The 24489-nt window shown below is 72.4% G+C and carries 23 protein-coding genes; 6 read left to right on the forward strand and 17 right to left on the reverse strand.

Annotation, left to right across the window (positions count from 1 at the left end; translation table 11 throughout):
* Positions 1–2: 2 nt before the first annotated feature.
* From BCF33_RS09605 to BCF33_RS09620, 4 genes are all read right to left on the reverse strand, one after another.
* On the reverse strand, positions 3–812 hold the full coding sequence (locus tag BCF33_RS09605; RefSeq protein ID WP_425432778.1) for a carbohydrate ABC transporter permease: 810 nt from the start codon (positions 810–812) through the stop codon (positions 3–5).
* A 161-nt stretch (positions 813–973) separates the two neighbouring features.
* Complete coding sequence (locus tag BCF33_RS09610) at positions 974–1903, reverse strand: carbohydrate ABC transporter permease (protein ID WP_106160722.1); 930 nt, start codon at positions 1901–1903, stop codon at positions 974–976.
* A 64-nt stretch (positions 1904–1967) separates the two neighbouring features.
* Positions 1968–3305, reverse strand: coding sequence for an extracellular solute-binding protein (locus tag BCF33_RS09615; RefSeq protein WP_106160723.1), 1338 nt, complete (start codon positions 3303–3305; stop codon positions 1968–1970).
* A gap of 29 nt (positions 3306–3334) precedes the next feature.
* Positions 3335–4393: an ABC transporter ATP-binding protein gene (locus tag BCF33_RS09620; RefSeq protein ID WP_106160724.1), complete on the reverse strand. Its 1059-nt coding sequence runs from the start codon at positions 4391–4393 to the stop codon at positions 3335–3337.
* Between the two features lie 111 nt (positions 4394–4504).
* On the opposite strand from BCF33_RS09620, the gene BCF33_RS09625 reads away from it, so the two are divergent.
* The 5 genes from BCF33_RS09625 (at position 4505) to BCF33_RS09645 (ending at position 9220) form a co-directional block, all read left to right on the forward strand.
* Positions 4505–5164 (forward strand): GntR family transcriptional regulator, encoded by a 660-nt coding sequence (locus tag BCF33_RS09625; protein ID WP_106160725.1) that lies wholly within the window; start codon positions 4505–4507, stop codon positions 5162–5164.
* Positions 5165–5225: 61 nt separating this feature from the next.
* Positions 5226–6158 carry an N-acyl homoserine lactonase family protein gene (locus tag BCF33_RS09630; RefSeq protein ID WP_106160726.1) on the forward strand — a complete coding sequence of 311 codons (933 nt, stop codon included), beginning with the start codon at positions 5226–5228 and terminating at the stop codon, positions 6156–6158.
* 52 nt (positions 6159–6210) lie between these two features.
* Complete coding sequence (locus BCF33_RS09635; protein WP_106161543.1) at positions 6211–7044, forward strand: TIGR01459 family HAD-type hydrolase; 834 nt, start codon at positions 6211–6213, stop codon at positions 7042–7044.
* Positions 7041–8015 (forward strand): class II aldolase/adducin family protein, encoded by a 975-nt coding sequence (locus tag BCF33_RS09640; RefSeq protein WP_158259401.1) that lies wholly within the window; start codon positions 7041–7043, stop codon positions 8013–8015. The genes BCF33_RS09635 and BCF33_RS09640 overlap by 4 nt, the downstream gene beginning before the upstream one ends.
* A complete protein-coding gene (locus BCF33_RS09645) occupies positions 8012–9220 on the forward strand; it encodes an FGGY-family carbohydrate kinase (protein WP_106160728.1) in 1209 nt (402 codons plus the stop codon). The genes BCF33_RS09640 and BCF33_RS09645 overlap by 4 nt, the downstream gene beginning before the upstream one ends.
* Before the next feature lie 29 nt (positions 9221–9249).
* Here BCF33_RS09645 and BCF33_RS09650 read toward each other — a convergent pair whose 3' ends face one another.
* Both BCF33_RS09650 and BCF33_RS09655 read right to left on the reverse strand, forming a co-directional pair.
* Positions 9250–11601: a YbcC family protein gene (locus BCF33_RS09650; protein WP_106160729.1), complete on the reverse strand. Its 2352-nt coding sequence runs from the start codon at positions 11599–11601 to the stop codon at positions 9250–9252.
* The gene (locus tag BCF33_RS09655) at positions 11598–13157 is read right to left on the reverse strand and encodes a proton-conducting transporter transmembrane domain-containing protein (RefSeq protein WP_106160730.1); all 1560 of its coding nucleotides are present in this window, start codon (positions 13155–13157) and stop codon (positions 11598–11600) included. The genes BCF33_RS09650 and BCF33_RS09655 overlap by 4 nt, the downstream gene beginning before the upstream one ends.
* A 100-nt stretch (positions 13158–13257) precedes the next feature.
* Here BCF33_RS09655 and BCF33_RS09660 point away from each other — a divergent pair, with 100 nt between their 5' ends.
* Entirely contained in the window at positions 13258–14124 is an 867-nt protein-coding gene (locus BCF33_RS09660) for a LysR family transcriptional regulator (protein ID WP_106160731.1), read from the forward strand.
* Here BCF33_RS09660 and BCF33_RS09665 read toward each other — a convergent pair whose 3' ends face one another.
* From BCF33_RS09665 to BCF33_RS09715, 11 genes are all read right to left on the reverse strand, one after another.
* Positions 14125–15078, reverse strand: coding sequence for a carbohydrate ABC transporter permease (locus BCF33_RS09665; protein WP_106160732.1), 954 nt, complete (start codon positions 15076–15078; stop codon positions 14125–14127).
* The gene (locus tag BCF33_RS09670; protein WP_106160733.1) at positions 15075–15956 is read right to left on the reverse strand and encodes a carbohydrate ABC transporter permease; all 882 of its coding nucleotides are present in this window, start codon (positions 15954–15956) and stop codon (positions 15075–15077) included. The genes BCF33_RS09665 and BCF33_RS09670 overlap by 4 nt, the downstream gene beginning before the upstream one ends.
* 73 nt (positions 15957–16029) lie before the next feature.
* The gene (locus BCF33_RS09675; protein ID WP_106160734.1) at positions 16030–17268 is read right to left on the reverse strand and encodes an extracellular solute-binding protein; all 1239 of its coding nucleotides are present in this window, start codon (positions 17266–17268) and stop codon (positions 16030–16032) included.
* A 129-nt stretch (positions 17269–17397) separates the two neighbouring features.
* Entirely contained in the window at positions 17398–17748 is a 351-nt protein-coding gene (gene mnhG / locus BCF33_RS09680) for a monovalent cation/H(+) antiporter subunit G (protein ID WP_106160735.1), read from the reverse strand.
* Complete coding sequence (locus tag BCF33_RS09685) at positions 17741–18064, reverse strand: MrpF/PhaF family protein (RefSeq protein ID WP_245883802.1); 324 nt, start codon at positions 18062–18064, stop codon at positions 17741–17743. The genes mnhG and BCF33_RS09685 overlap by 8 nt, the downstream gene beginning before the upstream one ends.
* Positions 18061–18546, reverse strand: a complete 486-nt coding sequence (locus BCF33_RS09690) for a Na+/H+ antiporter subunit E (RefSeq protein ID WP_211292375.1) — start codon at positions 18544–18546, stop codon at positions 18061–18063. Before BCF33_RS09690 ends, BCF33_RS09685 begins: the two co-directional genes overlap by 4 nt.
* Complete coding sequence (locus tag BCF33_RS09695) at positions 18543–20042, reverse strand: Na+/H+ antiporter subunit D (protein ID WP_106160736.1); 1500 nt, start codon at positions 20040–20042, stop codon at positions 18543–18545. Before BCF33_RS09695 ends, BCF33_RS09690 begins: the two co-directional genes overlap by 4 nt.
* Positions 20039–20497, reverse strand: coding sequence for a Na+/H+ antiporter subunit C (locus tag BCF33_RS09700; RefSeq protein ID WP_106160737.1), 459 nt, complete (start codon positions 20495–20497; stop codon positions 20039–20041). The genes BCF33_RS09695 and BCF33_RS09700 overlap by 4 nt, the downstream gene beginning before the upstream one ends.
* Position 20498: 1 nt before the next feature.
* Positions 20499–20930: a Na+/H+ antiporter subunit B gene (locus BCF33_RS09705; RefSeq protein WP_106160738.1), complete on the reverse strand. Its 432-nt coding sequence runs from the start codon at positions 20928–20930 to the stop codon at positions 20499–20501.
* Positions 20927–23200 carry a hydrogen gas-evolving membrane-bound hydrogenase subunit E gene (gene mbhE / locus BCF33_RS09710; protein WP_245883803.1) on the reverse strand — a complete coding sequence of 758 codons (2274 nt, stop codon included), beginning with the start codon at positions 23198–23200 and terminating at the stop codon, positions 20927–20929. The genes BCF33_RS09705 and mbhE overlap by 4 nt, the downstream gene beginning before the upstream one ends.
* Before the next feature lie 75 nt (positions 23201–23275).
* A complete protein-coding gene (locus BCF33_RS09715) occupies positions 23276–24427 on the reverse strand; it encodes a serine hydrolase domain-containing protein (RefSeq protein WP_106160739.1) in 1152 nt (383 codons plus the stop codon).
* Between the last annotated feature and the right edge of the window lie 62 nt (positions 24428–24489).

Raw genomic sequence — 24489 nt, forward strand, 5'->3', positions numbered from 1 at the left:
CTTCAGCCCTTCACGGCGCCGGCGGTCATCCCGGTGATGATCTGGCGGCTGGCCAGCAGCGTGAAGATCACCGGCGGGACCGCCAGGAGCATCCCGGTCGCCATGATGACGCCCCAGTCGATGTTGTGCTCGGTCAGGCTGTTCACGATCGTGACCGGCACCGTGCGCGTGTTCCGGCCCAGCAGCACGTTGGCGAGGATGAACTCGTTCCAGGCGATGCGGAAGGTGAAGATCGCCGCTGCCGCCAGCCCCGGCTTGATGAGGGGCAGCACCACGAGGAGGAAGACCTGCCAGGGGTTCGCGCCGTCCATGCGCGCGGCCTCCTCCAGGGGCATGGGGACCTGGCTGATGAACGACTGCAGGATCCAGATCACGAAGGGCAGGTTCATCGCCACGTAGACGAGGACGATCCCGGCATAAGTGTCGTTCAGCCCGTACTGGAAGGTCCAGATCCCGAAGATCGGCACGAGGAGGACCGCGGGCGGGACCATCCGCATCAGGAGCGTGCCGAGGCTGACCGCGTCGCGCCCCATGAAGCGGAAGCGGACGATGGCGTAGGCGGCCATCGTGCCGATCAGCAGCGTCAGGACGGTGCTGACGGTCGCCACGATCAGGCTGTTGCCCAGCGCACGGCTGAAGGTCGGATCGCAGAAGCGCACGTGCTCGGGCTCGTACCATAGGACGTCGCAGAGGACGGTCTCGTAGTTCTGCAGCGTCGGCGCGAAGAGAAGGCCGGGCGCGCTCGACACGATGTCGACCTGCAGCTTCAGCGAGGTCGTGACCATCAGCAGGATCGGCCCCAGCGCCATCATCACGAGAAGGGCGATGATCACGTAGAAGACCGGCCCCGCCTCGCGGCGCCGGCGGCGGGGGGGGGCGACGGGGGCGTCCTCGGCCCTGACGGGAACGCCGGCAGGGGGCGCGGCAGGGGGCGCGGCGGGGCGCGCGCGGCCCGGGCCGGTCGCCTGGTCGGTCATGCCGCCTCTGCTTCCGCGGCGCGCGCCCGGACGCGCGCGTCCCGCCCCTCGCGCCACTTCCCGAAGAGGAACATCGCCACCGTCAGCACGAGGACGATGAGCAGGAGGTAGATGGACATCGCCGCCCCGGTGCCGAGCTGCCGGAACTCGGCCACGGTGCGCTGGATGCGCAGGGACACGATCTCGGTCGAGAGGCCGGGCCCCCCGTTCGTCATCACGAGGATCACCTCCAGGACCTTGAACGCGTCGATGAGCCGCAGAAGCGCGGTGACGATCAGCACGGGCAGCATGAGCGGCAGCTTGATGTGCCAGACCTGCTGCCATTCGGACGCGCCGTCCACGCGCGCCGCCTCGAGGGCCGAGCGGGGCAGCGACTGCAGCGCGGCGAGCGACAGGATGAAGACGAAGGGCGTCCACTGCCAGACGTCGGCGATGATGACGGAGGCCAGCGCCCAGTCAGGCGAGGAGAGCCAGGGGATCGGCTCGAGCCCCCAGGACTCGAGGGTCCGGTTGAAGACGCCGACCGAGGGGTGGTACATGTAGCGCCAGATCAGGCCCACCACGATGGGCGCGATCATCATCGGCAGGATGAACACCGTCCGCAGCAGCGACATGCCCCGGATCTGCCGGTCGAGCAGCAGCGCGAGGCCCACGCCCAGCACCATCTCGATCGAGACGACGGCGGCGGCGAAGACCAGGGTCACGCGCACCGATTCCTGGAAGCTCGCGTCGCCGAGCAGCCCGACGTAGTTCCGCATCCCCACGAACTCGGCCTCGCCGATGCGCTGGGACGGGGACCAGTCAAGGAAGCTCGCCCAGACCATGTAGCCGATCGGATAGAGCAGCCCCACCGCCAGCACGAGAAGCGCGGGCGCCACGAAGAGGTAGGGCGTCAGGCGGTTCGCGCGGCGGCGGGCGGTGGCCATGAGGGGGTCCTTCGGCAGGGTGTGCGCCGGCCCGCCGCGCATGGCGGGCCGGCGCGGGGGCGGATCACTCGGCCGCGGCGTCCTGCCAGGTGTAGTACCCGGCCTCGCGCATGATCTCCTCCGTGCGCTCGGCCACGATGTCGAGCGCCTCCTGGATCTCCATCTCGCCGGTCATCGCCATGTTCAGCGTGGTCCCGAGCTCGCTGTTGATCTCGCCCCAGGGCGGGATGATCGGGCGCCAGTCGGGATCGGCGTTCTCGAGCGCCTCGCCGAAGATGGCGAGGTGCGGATACTCGGCCAGCACCTCGGCGTCCTGGTGGGTGCTGATCCGCGACGGGTTGCCCCCGGCCAGCGCGATCAGCTTGTCCCCTTCCTTCGAGGTCAGCCACTGCATCAGCAGGAACGCGGCCTCGGGGTTCCGGGCGTTCCGCGGGATCGCGAGGCCGAAGCCCCCCGTCTGGGACGCGCACTCGACCGCGCAGGGATGGGGCACGAAGCCGACATTGCCCACGACCTGGGAGACTTCGGGGTCGTTCACCTCGCCGCCGATCGCGGTCGAGTCGAGGATCATCGCCGCCTCGCCCGTCAGGAAGGCGTTCTTGGCCTCGGCGTAGCCGAAGCTCGTGCCGCCCGCGGGCCCGCAGTCGAGGATGGTCTTCAGCGCCTCGGCGGCTTGGACCCCGGCCTCGTCGTTGACGATCACGTTCCAGTCGTCGTCGAAGATGCCGCCCCCGTAGGGGTTGAGGTGCAGAAGGAACGCGTGGCTGGTCTGGTGACCGGACTGCCCGCGCGAGGCGATGCCGGTCATCCCGGGCTCCAGCTCCTCGATGCGGCACGCGAGGTCGAGCATCTCCTCGTAGGTCTCGGGCGGCTCCAGCCCGTGCTCCTCGAAAATGTCGGTGCGGTAGGCCAGCACGCTGGTCTCGGCGCCGAAGGGGATGCCGAACTGCCCGCCGGTGCGACCGGCCAGATAGCCCCGGTCGCCCCCCGCGAAGCCGAGGTTCTCCATGTAGCCGGGGATCAGGTCGGCGCTGTCGTAGCCCGGATCGGCCAGGACCGGGTCCATGAAGAACCGCGCCAGGGGCTCGATCTGGTCGGCATAGACGTAGTCGGCCTTCGAGAAGACGACGTAGCCGATCAGGTCGTAGTCGCCCTCGGGGCGGGTCAGCTCCAGCGTCTGGCGCTCGCGCATGGCGAGGTACTGCATCTGGTCGACCTCGACCTCGATTCCCGTCTGCTCGGTGAAGGTCGGCAGGACCTCCATCACGGCGTCGTAGTGCGGGTGCGCCGGGAACATGGCGACGACCGTCTGGCCGGCGTAGTCCTCGTAGGGCTGGGCGAGCGCCCCGCCGGCCACGAGGGCCAGCGCGGCGGCGCCGGACGCCTTTCTTCCGAGTATCATGGTTCTTCCTCCCTTGGAAGCGGGCCGCATCACAGTGCGGCCTCGGTTTGCGGATCGAACAGGTGGAGCTGATCCGGATCGACGCCGAGCTGCAGCGTCTCGCCCACCCGGACGGGGGCGGGCGTATCGACCTCGACCTGCACCCGGGCCGTGCCCAGGCGCCCCACGAGGACGGAAGTGGCGCCGAGATACTCGCTGATCTCGACGCGGAAGGGGATGTCGCCGTCCGCCGCACGCCGGAAGGCGCTGGGGCGCAGGCCCACGGTCACGGCGCCGGACGGCGCGGCGCCGCCCGCCCGCCCGGGGCCGAGAGGCAGGGCGAACCCCTCGCCGACCACGCGCCCCTCCTCGATGCGGCCGGGCAGGAAGTTCATCGGCGGACTACCGATGAAACCCGCCACGAAGAGGTTGCGCGGCCTGCGGAACAGCTCCTCGGGGGTGCCGACCTGCATGATCCGGCCCGCGCGCATGACCACGATCCGGTCGCCAAGGGTCATCGCCTCGACCTGGTCGTGGGTGACGTAGATCATGTTCTTCTCGACCCTCTGGCGCGTCTCGGCCAGCTCGGCGCGCATCTGCCCGCGAAGCTTGGCGTCGAGGTTCGACAAGGGCTCGTCGAAGAGGAAGGTCGAGGCGTCGCGCACCAGGGCGCGCCCCATCGCGACGCGCTGGCGCTGCCCCCCCGACAGGGCGGCGGGCTTGCGGCCGAGATAGTCGGTCAGCCCCAGCACCTCGGCCACGTCGCGCACGCGGCGGTCGATCTCGGCCTTGTCCATCCGCTGGAGGCGCAGCGCGAAGGACATGTTCCGCGCCACGTTCATGTGCGGGTAGAGCGCGTAGTCTTGGAAGACCATCGCCAAGTCCCGCTCCTTGGGGTCGAGGTCGGTGACGTCGCGCCCGCCGATCAGGATGCGGCCGTCCGTCACGTCCTCCAGCCCCGCGATCATCCGCAGCGTGGTCGACTTGCCGCAGCCCGAGGGGCCGACGAGGACGGTGAACTCGCCGTCCTCCATCGTCAGGTCGAGCCCTTCCATGACGGTCGCCCCGCCATAGTCCTTGCGCAGGTTCTCCAGCTCGATGACCGGCATGTCCCTCACCCCTTGGCCGCGGCAACACTTGCCCTTCTTGTATGCAATATCAAGGCGGATTATGCAGTGCGCAGGTTTGCAGCCGGGACGGCGCCGGCTGGAGGGGCTCGGATGGACGAGGACGATGGCACGCATGTAGCGCGCGGCGGCACCGGGGCCAGGATCGCCGCGACGCTGACCGAGGACATCGCCGCGGGCCTCCTCGCCCCGGGCGAGCGGCTGGACGAGACCCGGGTCGCGGAGCGGTTCGGCACCTCGCGCACGCCCGTCCGCGAGGCCTTGGCGAGCCTCGCCGCCCAAGGCATCCTCGTGTCCGAGCCGAGGCGCGGGGTTCGGGTGGCCAGCTACACGCGCGAGCAGCTCGCTCACATGTTCGAGACCATGCAGGAGCTCGAGGCCGTCTGCGCCAAGCTGGCCGCGCAGCGCCTGACGCTCCTCTCCCGCGGCGCGCTGGAAGCCGCGCAGGCCGAATGCCGCGCCGCGGCCGAGGCGGGAGACGTCTCCCGCTACCTTCCTGCGAACGAGGCGTTCCACCAGGCGATCTACGCGGCCACGCAGAACCCTTACATGGCGGACCTCGCCAGCGACTTCCGGCGCCGCACCGGGCCGTTCCGGGCGCGCAGGTTCGTCACCAAGGACGATCTGCTGGCCTCCACGGCCGGCCACGACGCCCTCCTCTCGGTGATCCGGGGCGGCGACGCGGAGCGTGCCGAAGGCGACATGCGGGCGCACATGGCCGAATCCTACATTCGCGCGCTCTCCCTCTCCTGATCGCGGTGGACAGACAGGCGCCCTTGTGCACAAGAATGGCGGACACCGACAGGAGGGGCCGATGGGCGTCCAGGAAACCAGGATCTACCCGATCAACACCGGCTGGCTCGAGGCCGACCTCGGCACCTACATCTTCTGGAAGGGCCCGGCGGGGCAGAAGATCTGGAACCCGGTGTTCTGCCACTACGTCGACACGGGCGAGCACAAGATCCTGATCGACACCGGCCTCTGCGACGAGGAGCGGGCGACCCGCTACCACCACAAGTGCGACAAGCGCGGCTGCCTCGAGGTCCACGAGCACCTCCAGCAGAAGCTCGGCGTCGACCCGGGCGAGATCGACGCCATCGTCTTCACCCACCTGCACTGGGACCACGTGCAGAACATGAAGCGCTTCCCGAACGCCCGCTACATCGCCCCCAAGGCCGAGATCGAGATGGCCTACAACCCCCTGCCCCTCTACTACCGCACCTACGAGAGCGGCGTCCTGGGCATCGAGCCCGCCTATGCCGGCTGCGCCTTCGAGGCCGTCGAGGACGAGTGCGAGGTCCTGCCGGGCATCACCATGTTCCACACCCCTGGCCACAGCGTCGGCCACATGGCCGTGACGGTGGCCACTGCCATGGGCGACATCGTGATCGCCGGCGACGCCATCTTCCAGGAGCGCAACCTCGAGCCGAACCCCGACGAGGGCTGGCGTCACTGGGTGCCCGCGCGCTTCGTCGACAGCTATCAGGGATGGAAGTCGGTGGAGGAGATCGACAAGCGCGCCGACTACGTGCTCGCCTGCCACGACAAGGTTGCCAACGAGCGTTCGGACGTCTTCCCCTACGAGGGGATGCCGATCCGCAGGCGCCGCCAGCCGATCCCGGGGTATCGCTTCTACTTCGGGGACATGCCCCCGGGCGCCGCCCAAAAGGCCGCCCCCGCCATGAGCCGGGACGAGGCCGACGCCTACATCGCCTCGCTGGATGCGCCGAGGGCCGACCCGGAATGACCCTCCGGGGGCGGTGGGCGGCGCCTTCCGGCCGCGCCCGCGGGGCCGCGCCATGCGCCTGATCGCCTCGCTCGCCGAGGTGGCGGCGCGATACGACGCGGTGGTCCTCGACCAATGGGGCGTCCTGCACGACGGCGCCGCCCCCTACCCTTCCGCACCATGGGCGATGAGGGCGTTGGCCGGGCCGACCCGCCTCGCGGTCCTCTCCAACTCCGGCAAGCGGGCGGCGGTGAACCGCGCGCGCATCCGCGACCTCGGCCTGCCAGACCTCGCCGAGGTCGTGATGACCTCGGGCGAGGCGCTCTGGCGCGACTTGGCCGAGGGCCGGATCCCCGCGCGCCGACCCTACCCCGTCGCCGACCGGCGCGAGAACGCGGACATATGGGCCAAGGGGCTGGATCTGGTGCTGGCCCACGCCCCCGGGGAAGCCGACGCGATCCTCGTCATGGGCCTCGACGAGGCCCGCGTGGACGAGGCCCGCGCGGCGATCGCCGAAGGGGTCCGGCGCGGCCTGCCGATCCTCTGCTCGAACCCGGACCGGGGCAGCCCGCGCACGGGGGGGCGGACCGCCCTCGCCCCCGGCACGCTCGCGGCCGAGGCCGAGGCGGCGGGCGCGGCCGTCACCTGGTACGGCAAGCCCTACCGCCCGGTCTTCGAGGCCACGCGCCGCGCGCTCGACCTTCCCTCGGGCGCGCGCCTCCTGATGGTCGGCGACAGCCCTGCCCATGACGTCGCGGGGGCCAAGGGGGCGGGCTGGGACGCCGCCCTGATCGCCGGGGGCCTCCACGCCGCGCGGCTCTCGGGGCGGGGGGTTCGCGCGGCCCGCACGCTCTGCGCCGAGGAGGGCGCGCCCGAGCCCGATTACCTCCTCGAGGCGCTGGCGTGAGCGAGAGGGACGCGCTCCGCCGCCTCGCCGCCCGGATCGGGGCGGACCCGCTGCAGATCCAGGGGCCCGGGGGGAACGTGTCGCTGAAGGAAGGCGGGCGGCTGATCGTGAAGGCGAGCGGGACCCGCCTCGCCGACGCGCTCGGCCGCGACGTCTTCGCCGAACTCGATCGCAAGGCCGTCCTCGACGCCTATCGCGCCGGCGCCGACATCGTCTCGGACGGCCCCCGCCCCAGCATCGAGACGAGCTTCCACGCCCTGATCCCGCACCAGGTCGTGATCCACACCCATTCGGTGAACGCCCTCGCGCACCTGATCTGCTCGGAGGGCCGCGCGAAGGCGCTGCAGAAGACCGCCCATCTCGGCGCGGCGCTCGTCCCCTACGCGATGCCCGGCCTTCCGCTGACGGCCGCCATCGAGGCGGCGGGCGCGGGCGCCTCGGTCCACCTTCTGTCGAACCACGGGCTCGTCGTCGGCGCGGACACGGTCGCCGGTGCCGCCCGCCTCCTCGCGGCGGTGGAGCGGGCCCTTCGGATCGCCCCGGCCCCCGCGGCGACCATCGACCCGGACGACGACCCGTCGCCGGCCTGCGCCGCGGGCTGGCGCCGCCGCGCGTCCGCCCTGGCCGCGCCCCTCGCCCGCGCGCGGGCCGCCGCCGGGGCCTACTGGCCCGACGCGGCCGTCTTCCTCGGTCCCCGCGTCGACGCGACCAGCCGCCCCGCCCGCGTCGATGCGGGCGGCGGGCTGATCGAAGCGGGCGCCCCACAGGCTGCCGGGGAGATGCTGGACTGCCTCGGCGCCGTCCTCGCCCGCGTGCCGGAGGGCTGGACGCCCGCGCCTCTTCCCGAGGCGAAGGTCGCCCGCCTCCGAGACTGGGAAGCCGAGGCCTTCCGCCGCAAGCGGGACGGGACGGACCCAGGCGCGGACATGGGAGCGGCCCGGACATCGGACGGAGGGGCCGGCGGGGCATGAGCCTCACGGTCGCCTTCGATGTCGGCACCTCGGGCACCCGCGCTGCGGCGGTGGACGAGGACGGCGCCCTCGTCGCGCGCGCCCGCGTCATCGGGACGGACCGGCGCCGCGCGGACGGCACCGTGGATCCCCGCCCCTGGCGAGCCCGCGCCGAGGGCGCCCTCGCCGCCCTGATCGCCGCCCTTCGCGAAAGGGGGCGCTGGGCGGAGGAGATCGGCGCGATCACCGCCGACGGCACCTCCGGGACGGTGGTGCTGGTCGACGCCGTGGGGAACGCCGTCTCGCCGGGGCTGATGTACGACAGCGCCCACGGGACCGCCGCCGACCGGGCCGGGGCGCTGCTTCCCCTCGCGCGGGGACCCGCCGCGCACGTGGCGCACCAGACGGACTTCGTGCTGACCCTTCTCGGGGCGCGGCCCGGCACGACCGATCCGAACAACGCCCTCAAGACCGGCCACGACCCGGTGGCGGGCTGGCCGGACGCGCTGCGCGAGGGGCCGCTCGGCCCCCTCCTGCCACGGGTGCGCCCGCTCCACGCGCCCATCGGGACCGCGTCCCCGGCGGCCCGCGCCCTGGGCGTCCCCGCCTCCGCCACGATCCACGCCGGCACGACCGACTCCGTCGCGGCCTTCCTCGCCGCCGGGCCGCGCGCGCCCGGCGAGGCGGTGACCTCGCTCGGCTCGACGACCGTGCTGAAGCTCGTCAGCCCGGTCCGCGTCGACGACCCCGCACGGGGCGCGTACTCGCATCCTCTCGGCGACCTCTGGCTCGCGGGGGGCGCGTCGAACGCCGGCGGCGCGGGGATCGCCGCAGCCTTGCCGGGCGCCGACCTGGCGGCCCTTTCCGCGAAGATCGCGCCGGACGTGCCCTCCCCGCTCGACTACCACCCCCTCCCCCGCCCGGGCGAGCGCTTCCCCGAACCCGACCCGGACCTTCCCCCGCGGACGGCCCCCCGCCCCGCGGACGACGCCCTCTTCCTGCACGGCCTGCTCGAGTCGGTCGCCCGGATCGAGGCGCGGGGCTACGCCGCCCTCGCGGCCCTCGGCGCGCCGGCCCTGCGCCACGTCCTGACGGCGGGCGGGGGCGCGGCGAACCCGGGGTGGACGGCGATCCGCGCCCGCGTCCTCGGCGTGCCGGTCGCGGCGGCGCCCGAGACGGACGCCGCGACCGGCCTCGCCCGCGCGCTAGCACGTCACCGCAGCTAACGTCTCCCTCCCCCAGACGGCCCCGTCCCCTAGGCGGAAAGGGCGATGGGCTCCTCCACGGCCTCCGCGACGGGCGTCCACTCCAGCCCGCCCGCGTAGCGCCAGGCCATGCGCCCCCTGTCGTCCAGCGCGAAGAGGTGCAGCCAGCCGTTGTCGAAGAGGGCGCGGACCCCTTCGTGGCGCCGCAGCACGTCGGCCATCGCCTCGCGCGGGGCCTCGATGCACACGGAAAGGCGCAGGGGCTCGTGGACGTAGTCCGTGCCGTCATGGACCGATTGCCAGGGCAGCCCTGCGCGCAGGCGCCCGCCGTTCCCCTCCAGCACGCCGATCCCGCCCACGACGTTGTGCAGCAGCTTGTCGCCCGACCCCCACAGCCCCGGCGCCACGGTCGAGCCGTAGTACTGGAGGCTGATCCACGAGGCGACGACCACCGGCGCGGTCATGATCAGCTCGAGCACACCGAAGCCCTCGTCGCGCCGCCATTCGTAGTCGTGAAGGAAGGCCCGCCCCTCCAGGCTGCGGCCTGTGGTGCGGCCGCGCGGCGCAGCGATGAAGGCCTTGCAGCCCGCCAGGGCCCATTCGGGCCGCGTCTCGGCCCAGTCGCGCGCCCGGGCGGGCACGTCGTCCCCGTCCGCCGCACGCGGCAGGCGCAGCGCCCGCTCGGCCCGCGCGACGGCCCCTGCGCGCGCCAGCCACGCCTCCGCCTGCCGGATGGCGCCCGCGTGGGAAGGGGCCGGCACGTCCCCCTCGTAGAGCGTGACCGCGTCCGTCGTCGTGTCGTGCAGCGCGGCGAGGAAGAGCGTGTCCTCCGGTATCGCGATGCCCCGCGCCGCGACGCCCTCGCGCACGGCGGGATCGTTCAGCAGCCCGGCCAGGAGGCGCGCGTTCACCTCGCCCGAGTAGCCGCCGCAGGCGCCGCAGTGCAGCCCCGACGCATGGGGGTTGTTCACCACGTTCGCCCCGTGGCCCGCGATCAGCACGAGGGGGGCGAAGCCTTCGGTCATCGACATGGCCCGCAGCACCGTCTCGGCGGCGTCCACGCGCGCCTTCGGGTCGGGCACGGGGTCGAGATGGGGCATCGGCTCCGGCGCGGCGTTCCCGTGCCCGATCCCCAGCGCGTCGCGCAGCAGCTTGCCCGCATAGACCGGGCCCATCGCCTCCACGAAGGCGAAGGAGGAGACGGCCGCCAGCTTGAACCGCTCCCAGGCCCGGCCCGCCCGCGCCCGGAAGCGCGCGGCCCGGTCATCGGCGTCCGCGCCGCCCGCGGCCGAATGCAGGCCCGGGTTCAGAAGGACCGGAAGCCGCCGCTCCTCGACGTCCGAGGCGAAGCCCCTGTGGGCGGTGGCGAGGCCGAAGAACCCCGCGAAGCCCTTGGTGCGGATGCCCGGGTCCACCCCTTCGAGGGCCCGGCGGAACACCTCCGACCGGACGTCGATGCAGAACGCCGCCTGCAGCGCGGGCCGCCCCTCCGGCCTCTCCGGGGCGGGCATGGCCAGCGTCGCGGCGAGGGCGCGCTGCGCGGCCCGCTCGGCGGCCTCCTGCAGGACGGCGTCGGTCCGCATCGCCTCGCCCGGCTCGGGCGGCGCGGCGTGGGCCCGCCGCACCTCCGCCCAGCGCGCGTCGATCGCGCCCCGGTGCTGCAGGAACAGCGCCTCCTCCCAGAGGAGGCGGATCGCGAGAAGGTCGGTAAGCGTCGCGTCCTCCCCGCCCGCCAGCTCGGCCTGCCAGAGGCGGTAGCGCGCGTATTGCGACCACCCCCCCATGTCGAGGAGGAGCTGGTGGAAGTAGGTCTCCAGGGCTTCCTCGGGGAGGTTCAGCGTACGGACCGCCCGCGCGACCGCCTTCCGCGGGTTGCGGTGCGCGTCCACGGCGAAGCGGGCGAAGCCGCGCAGGCCGGCGATCTCCGGCGTCAGGTCGCGCGTCGCCCCCTCGCGCCAGGAATCCCAGGCGCCCCGGCCCTTCGGCGCGGCCCAGAGGGCTTGGCCCTCGTCGAACCAGCCCGCCGCCCAGGCCCCGATCCGCTCCGCGACCAGGCCCGGCCAGTCCGTGCCCGATGCCTCCGCGGCGAGGAGGGCGACCGTCGGCAGCGCCTCGGGTAGGGGCCGCGCCTGCCTTGCGGCGGCCTTCACGGCGTCGAGGTCGCCCGCCCCCGCGGCGAGGAGGTCCTCGTCCGCGATCCGCCCGTCCACGATCCGCGCCGCGTACCATTCGCGCGGCATCGTCACCGGCGCGCCGGCCACCCGGCCCAGAAGCGCGCCCGTCTCGGCCAGGGTCATCCCCGCCTGGTCGAGGAACGGGTTCACCGCCACGGAGGAGGCCAGCGGCCAGACGGGCGGCACCGCCCGCGCGGTCCGCTCGGCGATCTGCATCACGTCGGTCATCCTACCTCTCCCTTCCGGCGCCACCCGCCGAGCATCCGGTCGAAGACCGCGTTCGCGTAGAGCCCGTTCGACAGATGCACCCGCAGCCCCGCCGCCGCCGGGTGATGCGCCCAGAGCGGGAACATCGCCTGCGCCACCGCCACGAGGCCGAAGGACAGCACGGCCAGGACGATCAGCGCCCATTCCAGCGGGCCGGGCGGGGGCGTCGGCGGCAGGGTGCCGGCCGTCAGCCACTCCGCCCCGGTCTGCAGGGCGAAGTAGCCCACCGCAGCCGCCACGGAGTAGAGCGCCGTGCGCCGGGTCAGCGCCGCCGGCGCGGCGTCGGCCAGGCCCTGCGCCAGGAGATAGGCGATCCCGAAGATCAGGATCGCGCCCAGCGCGACGGCCTGCGGCGACTTGCCCTCCAGCCCGAAGAGCAGCGCGATGGCCGCGTAGATCGCCAGCGCCACCGCGAAGGCCAGCGCGACCGCGCCGGGCCCCGGCACCGCCACGGGGCCGGGCCGCCGGATGGCCGCGACCACGTCCACGGCCGTCCCCGAGGCGAGGAAGGCATGCGCCTTGTAGAGCGAGTGCGCCACGATGTGCAGCAGCGCCAAGGGGAAGAGGGCCAGCCCGCACTGGAATATCATGAACCCCATCTGCCCGACGGTGGACCAGGCCAGCGAGGTCTTCACCGCCGGCTGCGTCAGCATCGCGAGCCCGCCGAAGAGGGCCGTGAACCCGCCCACCATCACGAGCACCGCAAGGACCCCCGGCGACAGCAGCATCACGTCCGCGAACCGGATCAGGAGGAACCCGCCCGCGTTGACGACCCCCGCATGGAGCGTGGCCGAGACGGGGGTCGGCGTCTCCATCACCTCGGTCAGCCAGCCGTGCAGGGGGAACTGCGCCGACTTCAGCACCGCCGCCAGGGCCAGGAGGCCGGCGATCCACGGCGCCGCCTCCCAGCCGAGGCCCGCCCGCGCGGCGAGGAGGACCGCGCCGATGTCGCCGGTGCCGTAGGTCGCCCAGATCAGCGCCGCCGCCGCGATCACCGCCGCGTCGCCGATCCGCGCAGTCACGAACTTCTTGCGCGCCGCCCGCCGGGCGGGGGTCCGCCCCGGATAGTGCAGCAGCAGCCGGTGGAGGAACACGCTCGTCGCGATCCAGGCCAGCACGAGCTGCAGGACGTTGCCGGCCGTCACCAGGAGCATCACCGAGGCCAGCGTCGCGCAGAGCCAGCCGGTGAACGCGCCCTGCCGCGGATCGCCGTCGAGATAGGTCGCCGCGTAGCGCAGCACGACCCATCCCACGAAGGCGACGAGAAGCAGCATCACTGCCGACACCACGTCGAGCCGCGTGGAGAGGCCGATCCCCCCCGCCCCCAGCGTCGGCCCGCCCTCGGGCCCCGCGAGGACGAGCGCGCCCCCCCCCGCCGCCGCGACCCCGAGGGCGCCCAGCGCGGCCCATTCGGCGACGCGCAGCGCCTCCGCCGGACGCGCGCCGGGGGTCCGCCGGGCGAGGAGCGCGGCGGCGATCAGCGCCAGGGGCGCGAGGTAGAGGAGAAGTGCGAGCATCCCGGGCTCCGGCGGCAATTGCGGTCCGCAGCCACCTAGAGGCGCACGCGCCCGCAGGAAAATACATTGTCTGCGCCCAACCGTTCGATACGGTAAATGGATGGCCGATCTGAACTACCATCACCTGCGCTATTTCCGGGCCGTGGCGCACGAGGGGAACCTGACCCGCGCGGCCGAGCGGTTGAACCTCTCGCAGTCCGCCGTCTCCGTGCAGATTCGCAAGCTGGAGGAGCGGCTCGGCCACCCCCTCTTCGAGCGGCGCGGCCGCGCGCTCCACCTGACGGAGGCGGGGCGCATCGCGCTCGACCACGCCGACGCCATCTTCGCCGCCGGCGAGGAATTGGTCGGCACCCTGCGCGAGCGAGGCCGCGCCCGCCGGGCGGTGCGGGTCGGCGCGCTCGCCACCCTGTCGCGCAACTTCCTGATCGGCTTCCTCCGCCCCGTGCTGGGCCGCGCGGACGTCGAGGTGGTCCTGCGCTCGGGCGGGCAGGCGGACCTGATGGCTGCGCTCGAATCCCTTGCGCTCGACGTGGTGCTGACCAACCGCGCGCCCGAGGCCGACGCCGCCACCCCCTTCGCCGCCCACCCCCTGACCGAGCAGCCCGTCAGCCTCGTCGGGGTGCCGGGGCGCGTGGACCCGGCGCAAGGCCTCCGCGCCCGGCTGGAGGGGCAGCCGGTGATCCTGCCCAGCCTGGGCACGGGGATGCGGGCGGGGTTCGACGCGCTCGCCGAGCGGCTGGGCGCGCGCCCGCAGATCGCGGCCGAGGTCGACGACATGGCCATGATCCGCCTCCTGGCACGCGAGGGGGTCGCCCTCGCCGTGGTCCCGCCCATCGTCGTGCGCGACGAGCTGGCCTCCGGCGCCCTCGTCGAGGCCGACCGGCTGGACGGCATCACGGAGGCCTTCGTCGCCGTCACCATGCGCCGGCGCTTCCCGAACCCGGTCCTCGCGGACCTCCTCGTCTGACTACTTCACCGCCGATTCCATCGAGGCGGAGACGAAGAACCGCTGCGCCAGCGCGAAGAGGACGAGGACCGGCAGGACGCTGACGGCCAGCGCGGCCTGCTGCAGGGCCTTCTGGTCGAGGTCCTGGAACTGGTTCTCCAGAAGGAAGATGCCCACGGGCAGGGTCTGCAGCTCGGGCGCGGTGCGGGTGATGGTCATCGTCCAGATGAACTCGTTCCAGTGGTAGACGAAGGCGAAGACCGCCAGCGTGGCCAGCGCGGGCCGCACCAGGGGCAGCGCGATGCGCCGGAAGATCAGCCATTCGGACGCCCCGTCGAGGCGCGCGGCCTCGATCAGCTCCTCGGGGATCGTGGTGAAGAACTGCCGCATCAGGAAGACGCCGTACCAAGTGACGGCGAAGGGCAGGACGAGTGCGGCATAGGTGCCCAGAAGGCCCGACCCCCCCTGCCCGAGGATGTCGTTCCCCCCCGCGAGCGGCGCGAAGCGCAGAAGGAAGAAGATCGGGATGACGAAGAGGAAGAAGGGGAACATCTGTGCCCCGACCACGAGGCGGAACGCGTTCGCCCGCCCGGGAAACTCGTAGCGGGCCAGTGCCCAGCCCGCCATGGCCGATGTCGCGACCTGCACGACCGTGATCGTCACCGTCACGACCACGCTGTTGAAGATCCACCGCCCCATGGGCAGCTCGGCGAAGACCCGGCCGTAGACGCCCCATTGCGGATCGGACGGGAAGTAGCGGGGCGGGTTCGCGAAGACGTCGGCCGGACTTCGCAGGGCGCCGATGAACGTGTCCGCGAAGGGCAGCACCATCAGAAGCGCGCCAAAGGTCAGCAGGACGTATTTCAATGCCCCCATCGCCTGCCGCCTCCGCCGTCCGGGCCGCGGCGCGGGCGCGCCGGTGGCGGCGCGCACGTCCGCGTCGGCCTCCAGCGCGAACTCGTCCGCGACGGTCATCCCCTCCGCTCCCGCAGAAGGCGGAACTGCAGCACCGTCAGCACCGCGATGATGGCGAAGAGGATCAACGCCCCCGCGCTCGCCCGGCCCATCCGCAGATCCTGGAACGCCATCTCGTAGAGATAGAGTGCGGTGACCTCCGTCGCCCCCCTCGGCCCGCCCTTCGTCATGGCCAGGATCAGCGCGAAGAACCCCATGCCCCCGATGAAGGAGGTGACGGTCACGAACACCACCGCAGGCCGGATGATCGGCACGGTGATGCGCGAGAACTGCAGCCAGGCCCCCGCCCCGTCCAGCTCCGCCGCCTCGTAGAGGTCCTTCGGCACCCCCTCGATCGCGGCGGAGAAGACGACCATGTTCCGGCCGACGTCGTACCAGACCATCACGAGGACGATCGACACCATCGCCATGGTCGGGTCGGACAGCCAGTCGAATCCGCGAAGGCCCGCCAGGCCCAGCAGCCGGTTGGCGAGGCCGTAGCGGTCGTCGAGGACGAACTGCCAGATATAGGCGATGGCGACGAAGCTCGTGATCTGCGGCAGGTAGTAGATCGCCCGCCACGCCGCCTTGCCCCGCGCGCGCGAGAAGACGAAGGCCAGCCCCAGCGCCAGCGGCACGCCAATCACCACCAGCGCGCCCGCGAAGACGAACGTGTTCCCAAGCGTGCCCCAGAACGCGTCGTCGCGGGTCAGGAGGAACTCGAACTGGCGGGTGCCGACCCAGCGCGGCTCGGACAGAGGGTTCCAGCGCGTGAACGCGAGCCAGACGCTGAACCCCAGCGGCAGGACGAGGAACGCCCCCGTGAAGAGGAACACGGGCGCCAGGAACCAGTAGGGCGCGCTGCCCCCCGGCCGCGCCGGCGCGCCGCGCCGCCGCATCAGCCCGGGGCTCCGGCGCGGCGGCGGCGGGGCGGCGGCCGGCCGCGCGTGCCTGCGGGCCGGGCCCCCACGCTCAGTAGAACTCGAAGAGGATGTCCTCGACCCGCCCGTCGAGGTCCTCCAGCGCCGCCTCGGCCTCAGCGTCCCCGGCGAGGACCGTGTCGATGGCCTCGGCCATCATGCCCTCGATCTCGGCCGCCTGCATCACGTTGGGCTGGCCCGTCGCCCGCCCCTCGGCGAGCGCGTCGAGGAAGGGCTGGGTGAAGGCGTCCGCCTCGCCCATCGCCGCGTTGTCCGACGCGTTCGCCGTCAGCGCGCCGATCCCCGACAGCACCCGGCCCATGCACGAGACACCGCTCTCGTCGGCCGAGGCGTCCGAGTTCAGCCACCGCACCAAGGCCCAGGCGTCGTCCTGGCGCTCGCTCTGGGAATCGACGCCCATAAAGAACGCGTAGGACAGGGTGCGCCAGCCCTCGCCCGCCGGGATGGGGGTGACGGCCACGTCGTCCAGCGACCCCAGCCCCTCTTGGATCGAGGACTTCATCCAGTTGGCCATGACGATCATGCCGATCCCGCCCGCGGGGAAGTCGAACCCGTCGACGGACTTGTCGGTGATCCCGTCCTCGACCAGCCCGGCCATGTCCCGGACGGCCGCAGCCGCCTCAGGGCTGTCGAGGTTCGCCTCCGAGAAGCCGTCCGAATAGACCTCCCCCCCGCGCGAGGCGAGGAGGGCGTAGAACGGATGGACCGAGCCCGCGGCCGAGTCCGCGAAGGCGAAGCCCGCCGTCTCGATCCGGCCCTGGTCGTTGCGCGTGGTGATCGCGTCCGCGACCTCGCGCAGCTCCTCCCAGGTGGCGGGGGGGCTGTCGTACCCGGCCTCGCGCAGCAGCGCCATGTTCGACACCAGCATGTAGACCGACACCTCCGTCGGCACCCCGTAGAGCGTGCCGTCGATCGTGGCGGCCTCGGCCGTCTCGCCGTAGGTCTCGCGCACGAAGTCGGCGACCTCCTCGGGCGGCTCGGCCAGAACGCCGTTCTCGGCCATCTGCGCCCCCCAGATCGAGTAGAGGTGATAGATGTCGGGCTGCGTGCCCCCGATCCGGCCGGTCAGCACCGTCTGGAGATAGTCCCCGTATGAGATCTGCCGGTACTCCGCCGCCTGCCCGGTCTCGTCCTCGTAGATATCGAGGCACGCGAGCAGCGGCGCGGCCTGCTCCTGGTTGTAGTGCATCGCGAGCGTCAGCGGGCCGCCTTGCGCGAACGCGCCTGCGGGCGCCGTGGCGAGGAGGGCGGCGAGGATGGGTCGGCGCATGCGGTTCTCTCCCTGTTCTGGAGAGGGAACCTATGTCGCCGGGGCGGGCCGGCCATGGCGCGCGCGCGGGCTGCCGATCGTAAAGCGGGATCGCATTTATCGGGGGGGGGGCGGGCCCCGGGGGGCGGTTCAGTCGCCGCCGCCGCCGCCCGGGTCGGGGCGCCAGGTGGAGGGGACGTCCTTCTCGTCGATGCCCCAGGGGCGCACCCCGATGGTCAGCGCGGCGCGCCCGATCATGTGCGCGCCCACCGGCGCCGTCACCAGAAGGAACAGGACGATCAGAAAGCACCGCAACAGGACCCCCGGCTCGGGCAGCGCGAGCGCGACGGCCGCCATCACGAGACCCGAGGAGAGCGTGCCCACCTTCGTCGCCGCGTGCATGCGGATGTAGACGTCCGGCAGGCGCAGGATGCCCAGCGCGGCGGCCAGGGCGAAGAGCCCCGCGATCCAGATCAGCACCCCTGCGACGGCCTCAGTCACGGGCCTCGCCCTCCTCGCCCTTCTCGTCCCTCTCGCGGCGCAGGCGCGCCCGCTCCGCGAAGCGCGAGAGCGCCACCGTCGCGAGGAACCCGACCAGCGCCAGCACCAGCGCCACGTCGAGGAAGGCGGTGTCGCGCACCGCGATCGCCATCAGCCCGCAGAACGCGACGATGGCCACCGTCATCAGGTCGAGGGCGACCACCCGGTCGGGCAGGCTGGGCCCGCGGGCCAGCCGCACCACCGCCATCAGGACGGCGCCGAACACCATCGCGAAGCCGGCGCCGACGCTCAGCTCGAGGAACTCGGCCCCGGTCACGGCCTCTCCTCCACGGCGTCGATCACCCACTTCTCCATGCCCTGCTTGATCATGCGCACGACCTCCTCGGGATCCTCGGCGAACATGGCGTGGACCCGCAAGGTCGAGCGGTCCGGCGAGACGTCGAGGCTGAGCGTGCCCGGCGTCAGCGAGATCAGGTTCGTCACCAGCAGTATCCCGGTATCGGACTTCACGTCGAGCGGCACGTCCACGAAGGCCGGCACCGCGCGGTGGCGGGGCGTCACGATGTCCCACAGCACCCCCACGGAGGAGACGACGAGCTCGTAGAGGAAGGCGGCGACCAGCTTGGCCCAGTAGAAGGCCCGCCGGAAGTAGCTGGTCGGCGCGCCCATCAAGGGCTGCAGCAGATAGAGGACCACCGTCCCCAGTAGGAAGCCCGAGATCACCGTCAGCGGCGTGAACGCGCCGAGGAAGGCGACCCAGACGACAGTCAGCATGATGTTCGCGACGAGCGTTCTCACGGCGCGCGCCCCAGGACGGCGGCGACGTAGCCCGACGGATCGAGCAGCTCCGCCGCCGAGGCCTCGGCGAAGGCGACGAAGGGCCCGGGCAGGAAGCCGATCAGCAGGGTCAGCCCGGCCAGCGCCGCGATGGGCAGCATCAGCGAGAGGCGCCGCGCCCGCGGGATCGCGGAGAGCGACGGCTCGATCCCGGCGGGGTGGGCGGGCCAGAACGCCTCGCCCCAGATCTTGGTCATCGAGTAGATCGTCAGAAGGCCCGTCACCAGCGCGATCCCGGCGATGACCCACGCCTCGACCTCCAGCGCGGCGGCGATCAGCACGTACTTGGCCCAGAACCCCGAGAGCGGCGGGAACCCCGCGAGGGAGAAGGCGGGGATCAGGAACAGCAGCCCCAGCAGCGGCGCCGCCTTGTAGAGCCCCCCGATCCGCTTCAGCTCGTTCGATCCGGCAGCCTGGTCGATCACGCCCGCGATCAGGAAGAGGTTCGCCTTCACGATGATGTGGTGGACGAGGTAGAACACCGCCCCTGCGATAGCCAGCGGCGTCATCAGCGCCAGCCCCAGGATCATGTACCCGATCTGGCTGACGATGTGGAACGACAGGATGCGCCGCACCTCCATCTGCGCCGCGGCCCCCAGGACCCCCGTCACCATGGTCAGTCCCGCCACCCACAGCAGGACCGTGTGCGTGAAAGCCACGTCCCCCGTGAAGACGAGGGTGAACATGCGGATCAGCGCGTAGACCCCCACCTTGGTCAGGAGGCCCGCGAACACCGCCGAGACCGCGAAGGCCGGCGTGTGGTAGGACGCCGGAAGCCAGAAGAAGAGCGGGAAGACCGCCGCCTTCACCCCGAACGCCACCATGAACAGCATCGCCACCACGGTGACGAGCGGCTGGTCCGCCACCTCGGGCACCCTCACCGCGAGGTCCGCCATGTTGAGCGTGCCGGTCATCCCGTAGAGGAGGCCGATCCCCGAGAGGAACAGGATGGTCGAGACGAGGTTCAGCGTGACGTACTTGATCGCGCCGTCGATCTGCTCGGGCCGTCCGCCGAGGATGAGGAGGCCGAAGCTCGAGATCAGCATCACCTCGAACCAGACGTAGAGGTTGAAGAGGTCCCCGGTCAGGAAGGCCCCCGTCACCCCGCCGATCAGGATGTTGAAGAGGGCGTGGTAGCCCAGCTCCTCCATCCGGCGGGTCACGTCGCCCAGGGCGTAGACCGCGACCGCTAGGCCGGTGATCGCGGTGATGACCACCATCACCGCGGACAGGCGGTCGGCCACCAGCGTGATCCCGAAGGGCGCGGGCCAGCCGCCCATCTGCGCCGCGACCACGCCCTGGTCCAGCACCACGGCCATCAGCGCCCCCGCCGCGACGAGCTGCAGCGCCATCCCGCCCACGCTGACCCAGTGCCCCAGGGGCGTGAACCGCAGCAGGAACGCGGCCACCGCGGTCAGGAAGGGCGCGATCAGCGGCGCCGCCAGCAGCCAGCTCATCGCGCCGCCCCCGAGGCTTCGTCCGTCGCGGCCTCGTCCGTGGCGGGCATCGGGTCCTCGGCGTCCGCGGGCATGGCGTCGGCCTCGTCCACCGCGCGCAGGTCCGGGCGCGGCTCGGCGAGGCGCATCTCCTCCGAGTCGAGCGTGCCGAGCGTCGCGTGCGCCCGGAACATCAGGATCAGCGCGAAGGCGAAGAGGCCGAAGCCGATCACGATCGCCGTCAGCACCAGCGCCTGCGGCAGGGCGTTCGCCACCCCGGGCGGCGGGGCGGTCTGCCCGCTCTCGATCAGGGGGGGCGCGCCGGCCGTCAGCCGTCCCCCGAGGAAGATCACGAGGTTCGCCGCGTTCGAGATCAGGACCAGCCCGAAGATGAAGCGCAAGACGTTCCGCGCCAGCATCAGGTAGACCGCGCAGGCGGTGAGCAGGCCGATCAGCACGGCCGTCAGCTCCTCCATGTCAGATCTCCTCCTCCATGGCGAAGACCAGCGTGGCGACGGAGCCGAAGACGACGAGATAGACCCCGATGTCGAACACCAGCACGGAGGAGAGGGGCAGCGCCCCCTTCGAGTAGGTCCCAGGCACCTCGCCCCCGAGGAAGAGCCACTGCCCCTCGAAGAAGGCGTCGCCGTCCAGGCCCGCCATCAGCCCCGCGAGGAGCGCGATCCCCAGGCCCGCCACGGCGACGTTCTGCGGCAGCACGCGCAGGGCCCGCCGCGCCTCCGCGACCGAGCAGCCGATCGCGTAGAGGGCGAAGGCCGTCCCGCCGATCAGCCCGCCGATGAAGCCGCCCCCCGGCTCGTTGTGGCCGCGCAGCAGCATGTAGACGCTGAACACCAGCATCAGCGCGCAGATGTAGCGCGCGCCCGTCCGCAGGATGATCGACCTCACCGGCGCGTCCCTCCCGGCCCGCGCCCCCAGACGGGCGCCGTCGTCCGGAGGAGCGCGTAGGACGACAGCGCGGCGATCACCACCACCGCGATCTCGCCGAACGTGTCGAGCGCGCGGAAGTCCACGAGGATCACGTTGACGATGTTGCGTCCGAACGCCTCGGGGTAGGAGGCCGCCTCGAAGAACGCGGTCAGGGAGAGGTCTAGGGGCTGCTGCAGCACCGCCAGCAGCACGAGCGTCGTGCCGATCCCCACCGCCGCCGCCAGGGCCGCGTCCCAGGGCCGGAAGCTCGGCCTGCCGGTCGGATCGAGCTGCGGCAGACGCAGCAGGGCCACCGCCACGAGCACGACGATCAGCGTCTCGACGAGAAGCTGGGTGATCGCCACATCCGGCGCCGAGAAGACGATGAAGGTCATCGCGACCCCGATCCCCGTCACCCCCAGCGCCGCCATGGCGAGGATGCGGCTTCCCGTGAACGCCGCCAGGACCGAGCCCGCCCCGATCAACCCCAGGAGGACGACGTTCTGGGGCGTCACGTCCGAGAGGTCCGGCCACGCGGGAAGCGCACCGCGCAGCAGCATGCTGCCGCCCACGGCCGCGGCCACGACGACGAACATCGTCGCCATGTAGACCCGCAGCCGCCCGCCCTGGATGATCCGCGTCTGCCAGACGGCGAAGGCCTTCAGCCCGTCCATGAACCCGTCCCACCCGGCGTCGAGCGAGGGCAGGGCGCCCAGCGCCCGCTCCAGCGCCCGCCGCGCGGCGCCCCGCGCCAGCCAGACCGCTATGCCCAGCGCCAGCGTCACCCCCGAGAGCACCAGCGCGAGGTTCACCCCCGCCCAGAGCTTCAGCTCCGCCGGCACGGCCCCCGGCCCCAGCGCGCCCAGGACGACGGGATCGACGAGGTAGGTCTGCACCGGCCCCGGAAGGAGGCCGAGGCCCAGCCCGAGCGCCGCCAGCAGCAGCGGCCCGGCCAGCATGGCCCAGGGCGCCTCGTGCGGCGCCTTGGGCAAGGGTCCGCGCGCGCGCTGCCAGAACGGCCCGATCGCCACGACCCCAGCCACCGCCACCATCAGGACGTTGGCCGCCAGAAGCGTGGCCGCGACCAGCAGCGGCGCGAAGGACTGCGCGGCGGAGGCATAGGCGATCTCCTTGGCGATGAACCCCAGGAGGGGCGGGATGCCCGCCATCGACAGCGCGGCCAGCGCCGCCGCCAGGGCCGTTGCCGGCATTGGTCGCAGCAGGCCCCCCAGGACGCCCACCTGGCGCGTGCCCGTCTCGTGGTCGACGCAGCCCACGACCAGGAACAGCGCCGCCTTGTAGAGCGAATGGACCACGAGGAACGCGGCGAATGCGGTCAGCGCGTATCCCGTGCTCTGCCCCAGGAGAAGCACCAGCGTGCCCAGCGCCATCAGCGTCGTGTAAGCTAGCGCCTGCTTCAGGTCCGTCTGCCGCATCGCCTGCAGCGAGGCGAAGACCGCCGTCGCGCCCCCGAAGAGGGTCAGCGACCACAGCCAGGCCTCCGTCCCCGACAGCGACGGATGCAGCCGCGCCAGAAGGTAGACCCCGCCCTTCACCATCGTCGCCGAATGAAGGAAGGCCGAGACGGGCGTGGGCGCGGCCATCGCGTTCGGCAGCCAGAAGTGCAGCGGCACCTGCGCCGACTTGGTGAACGCGCCGATCAGCATCAGGACCAGGATCGCGCCGTACCAGGGATGCGCCTGCAGCCCCGCGGCGTTGATCGCCGCGATGTCGAACGTGCCGGCGGCCATCCCGATCAGGATGAACCCCGCCAGCATCGCCAGCGCCCCGCCCCCGGTGACGAACAGCGCCTGCAGGGCGTTGCGGCGCGACTTCGGGTCCTCGTGGATGAAGCCGATCAGGAGGTAGGAGGTGATCGTCGTCAGCTCCCAGAACACGAAGAGCGCGATCAGGTCCGCCGCCAGCACCAGCCCCAGCATCGCCAGCATGAACGAGGTCAGGAAGAGGGCGAAGCGCGCGTATTGCGGGTGCCCCGCGAGGTAGGCGTTGGAATACAGCAGCACGAGCGCGCCGATCCCCGAGATCAGCAGCGCGAAGGTCAGCGCGAGGCCGTCGACCCGGAACCCGAACGCGATCCCGAGGCTCGGCAGCCAGTCCCACGAGACGGCCGGCGCCCGCCCCGCCGCGACCTCGGGCGCGAGGGACACGAAGAACGCGAAGAGCGCCGCCGCGATCGCGACCGGCAGCCAACCGGCCACGATGCCGTTCCGTCCCTGCGCCCCTGCCAACGCCCCACGATCCCTTCATGCGATGCCGGGGGACATTGTGGCACCGGGGGCCGGCTTTCAACCGCCCGCAGGCGGTTATCGCGCCGCCGCGTCCGCGAGGGCGCGCAGCGCGGCGAGGTTGTCGTCCCAGACGCCCTCCTCGCGGAACCCCCGGTCGGCCGCGAGGGCCAGCACCACCACGTCCCGCGCCCGGTCGATCAGCATGGTCTGCCCGTAGACGCCGCGCGCGATCACCTCGCCCTCGCGCGCGCCGGGCGGCACCCACCACTGATAGCCGTAGCCCCAGCCGTCCGCGGCCGGGACCAGGGGCGCGGTCGCCTCCTCGATCCAGGCGGCGGGCACGACCCGCCGCCCGTTCCACGCGCCGCCCGCCGCGACCATCGCCCCGAAGCGCGCGTAGTCCCGCGCCCTCAGGTTCAGCCCGCCCAGCACGAAGGCGACCCCGTGGCCATCCGCGACGTAGTAGGGATCCGCCTCCAGCCCGATGGGGGCGAACACCTTCTCGCCCACCAGGTCCGCGACCGGACGCCCCGTCGCCCCGCGCGCGACCATGCCGATCACGTGCGTGTCGATCGAGACGTAGCGCCAGCGCGTCCCCGGCGGGGCGTCCCGCTCCGACAGGCCGGCCGCGAACCGGTCCATCGAGCCGCCCAGGCCCAGCACCCGGCCCATCCGGTTTATGTCGCTGCGGAAGTCGAGGTAGTCCTCGTCGAACACCACGCCCGAGGACATGAGCAGCACGTCCCGCAGGCGCGCGCCGTCATAGGCCCCGCCCGCCAGCTCGGGGGCGTAGTCCGTGACGGCAACGTCCACCGAAGGGATCGCCCCCTCCTCGATCAGCACGCCGACCAGCGTCGACAGGACCGACTTGGCCATCGACCACGAGACGAACAGATCCTCCGCGTCGGCGCCTCGATAGTACTCCTCGAGGACCAGCTCGCCCCCCGACACGGCCAGCAGGGCCGCGACGTGCCGCGCCTCGGCCCATTCGGCGACGCCGGGGGGCAGCGCGACGGGCTCGCCCCGGGGCAGTTCGGACGCCTCGCCCCCGTCGACTGGCACGGTCTCGAACGCGCCCCGCATGTCGCGGAAGTTCGCGTCGATCCGTTCCTCGTCGAAGAGGGTCAGCACCGCGTGGAGCCGTCCGATCCGCTCGCGCTGCCAGATGCCGGCCGCCAGCAGCACCACCACGAGGGCCAGCGCCCCCCGTCCGATCCATCTCCACATGCGAAAAGGCCCTCCCCCGGGCCAGAAGGCGGGGGAAGGGCCCGAAAATCAAACCTGCCCTC

Origin of the sequence: Hasllibacter halocynthiae, assembly GCF_003003095.1 — a bacterium.
In the GTDB taxonomy this organism is placed as follows: domain Bacteria; phylum Pseudomonadota; class Alphaproteobacteria; order Rhodobacterales; family Rhodobacteraceae; genus Hasllibacter; species Hasllibacter halocynthiae.

What these genes read in the sequence shown, in the direction of transcription:
- BCF33_RS09605 (WP_425432778.1), bottom strand. Translation starts at nt 812, where the DNA reads ATGATGGCGCTGGGGCCGATCCTGCTGATGGTCACGACCTCGCTGAAG.
- BCF33_RS09610 (WP_106160722.1), bottom strand. Translation starts at nt 1,903, where the DNA reads ATGGCCACCGCCCGCCGCCGCGCGAACCGCCTGACGCCCTACCTCTTC.
- BCF33_RS09615 (WP_106160723.1), bottom strand. Translation starts at nt 3,305, where the DNA reads ATGATACTCGGAAGAAAGGCGTCCGGCGCCGCCGCGCTGGCCCTCGTG.
- BCF33_RS09620 (WP_106160724.1), bottom strand. Translation starts at nt 4,393, where the DNA reads ATGCCGGTCATCGAGCTGGAGAACCTGCGCAAGGACTATGGCGGGGCG.
- BCF33_RS09625 (WP_106160725.1), top strand. Translation starts at nt 4,505, where the DNA reads ATGGACGAGGACGATGGCACGCATGTAGCGCGCGGCGGCACCGGGGCC.
- BCF33_RS09630 (WP_106160726.1), top strand. Translation starts at nt 5,226, where the DNA reads ATGGGCGTCCAGGAAACCAGGATCTACCCGATCAACACCGGCTGGCTC.
- BCF33_RS09635 (WP_106161543.1), top strand. Translation starts at nt 6,211, where the DNA reads ATGCGCCTGATCGCCTCGCTCGCCGAGGTGGCGGCGCGATACGACGCG.
- BCF33_RS09645 (WP_106160728.1), top strand. Translation starts at nt 8,012, where the DNA reads ATGAGCCTCACGGTCGCCTTCGATGTCGGCACCTCGGGCACCCGCGCT.
- BCF33_RS09650 (WP_106160729.1), bottom strand. Translation starts at nt 11,601, where the DNA reads ATGACCGACGTGATGCAGATCGCCGAGCGGACCGCGCGGGCGGTGCCG.
- BCF33_RS09655 (WP_106160730.1), bottom strand. Translation starts at nt 13,157, where the DNA reads ATGCTCGCACTTCTCCTCTACCTCGCGCCCCTGGCGCTGATCGCCGCC.
- BCF33_RS09660 (WP_106160731.1), top strand. Translation starts at nt 13,258, where the DNA reads ATGGCCGATCTGAACTACCATCACCTGCGCTATTTCCGGGCCGTGGCG.
- BCF33_RS09665 (WP_106160732.1), bottom strand. Translation starts at nt 15,078, where the DNA reads ATGACCGTCGCGGACGAGTTCGCGCTGGAGGCCGACGCGGACGTGCGC.
- BCF33_RS09670 (WP_106160733.1), bottom strand. Translation starts at nt 15,956, where the DNA reads ATGCGGCGGCGCGGCGCGCCGGCGCGGCCGGGGGGCAGCGCGCCCTAC.
- BCF33_RS09675 (WP_106160734.1), bottom strand. Translation starts at nt 17,268, where the DNA reads ATGCGCCGACCCATCCTCGCCGCCCTCCTCGCCACGGCGCCCGCAGGC.
- BCF33_RS09695 (WP_106160736.1), bottom strand. Translation starts at nt 20,042, where the DNA reads ATGAGCTGGCTGCTGGCGGCGCCGCTGATCGCGCCCTTCCTGACCGCG.
- BCF33_RS09700 (WP_106160737.1), bottom strand. Translation starts at nt 20,497, where the DNA reads ATGGAGGAGCTGACGGCCGTGCTGATCGGCCTGCTCACCGCCTGCGCG.
- BCF33_RS09715 (WP_106160739.1), bottom strand. Translation starts at nt 24,427, where the DNA reads ATGTGGAGATGGATCGGACGGGGGGCGCTGGCCCTCGTGGTGGTGCTG.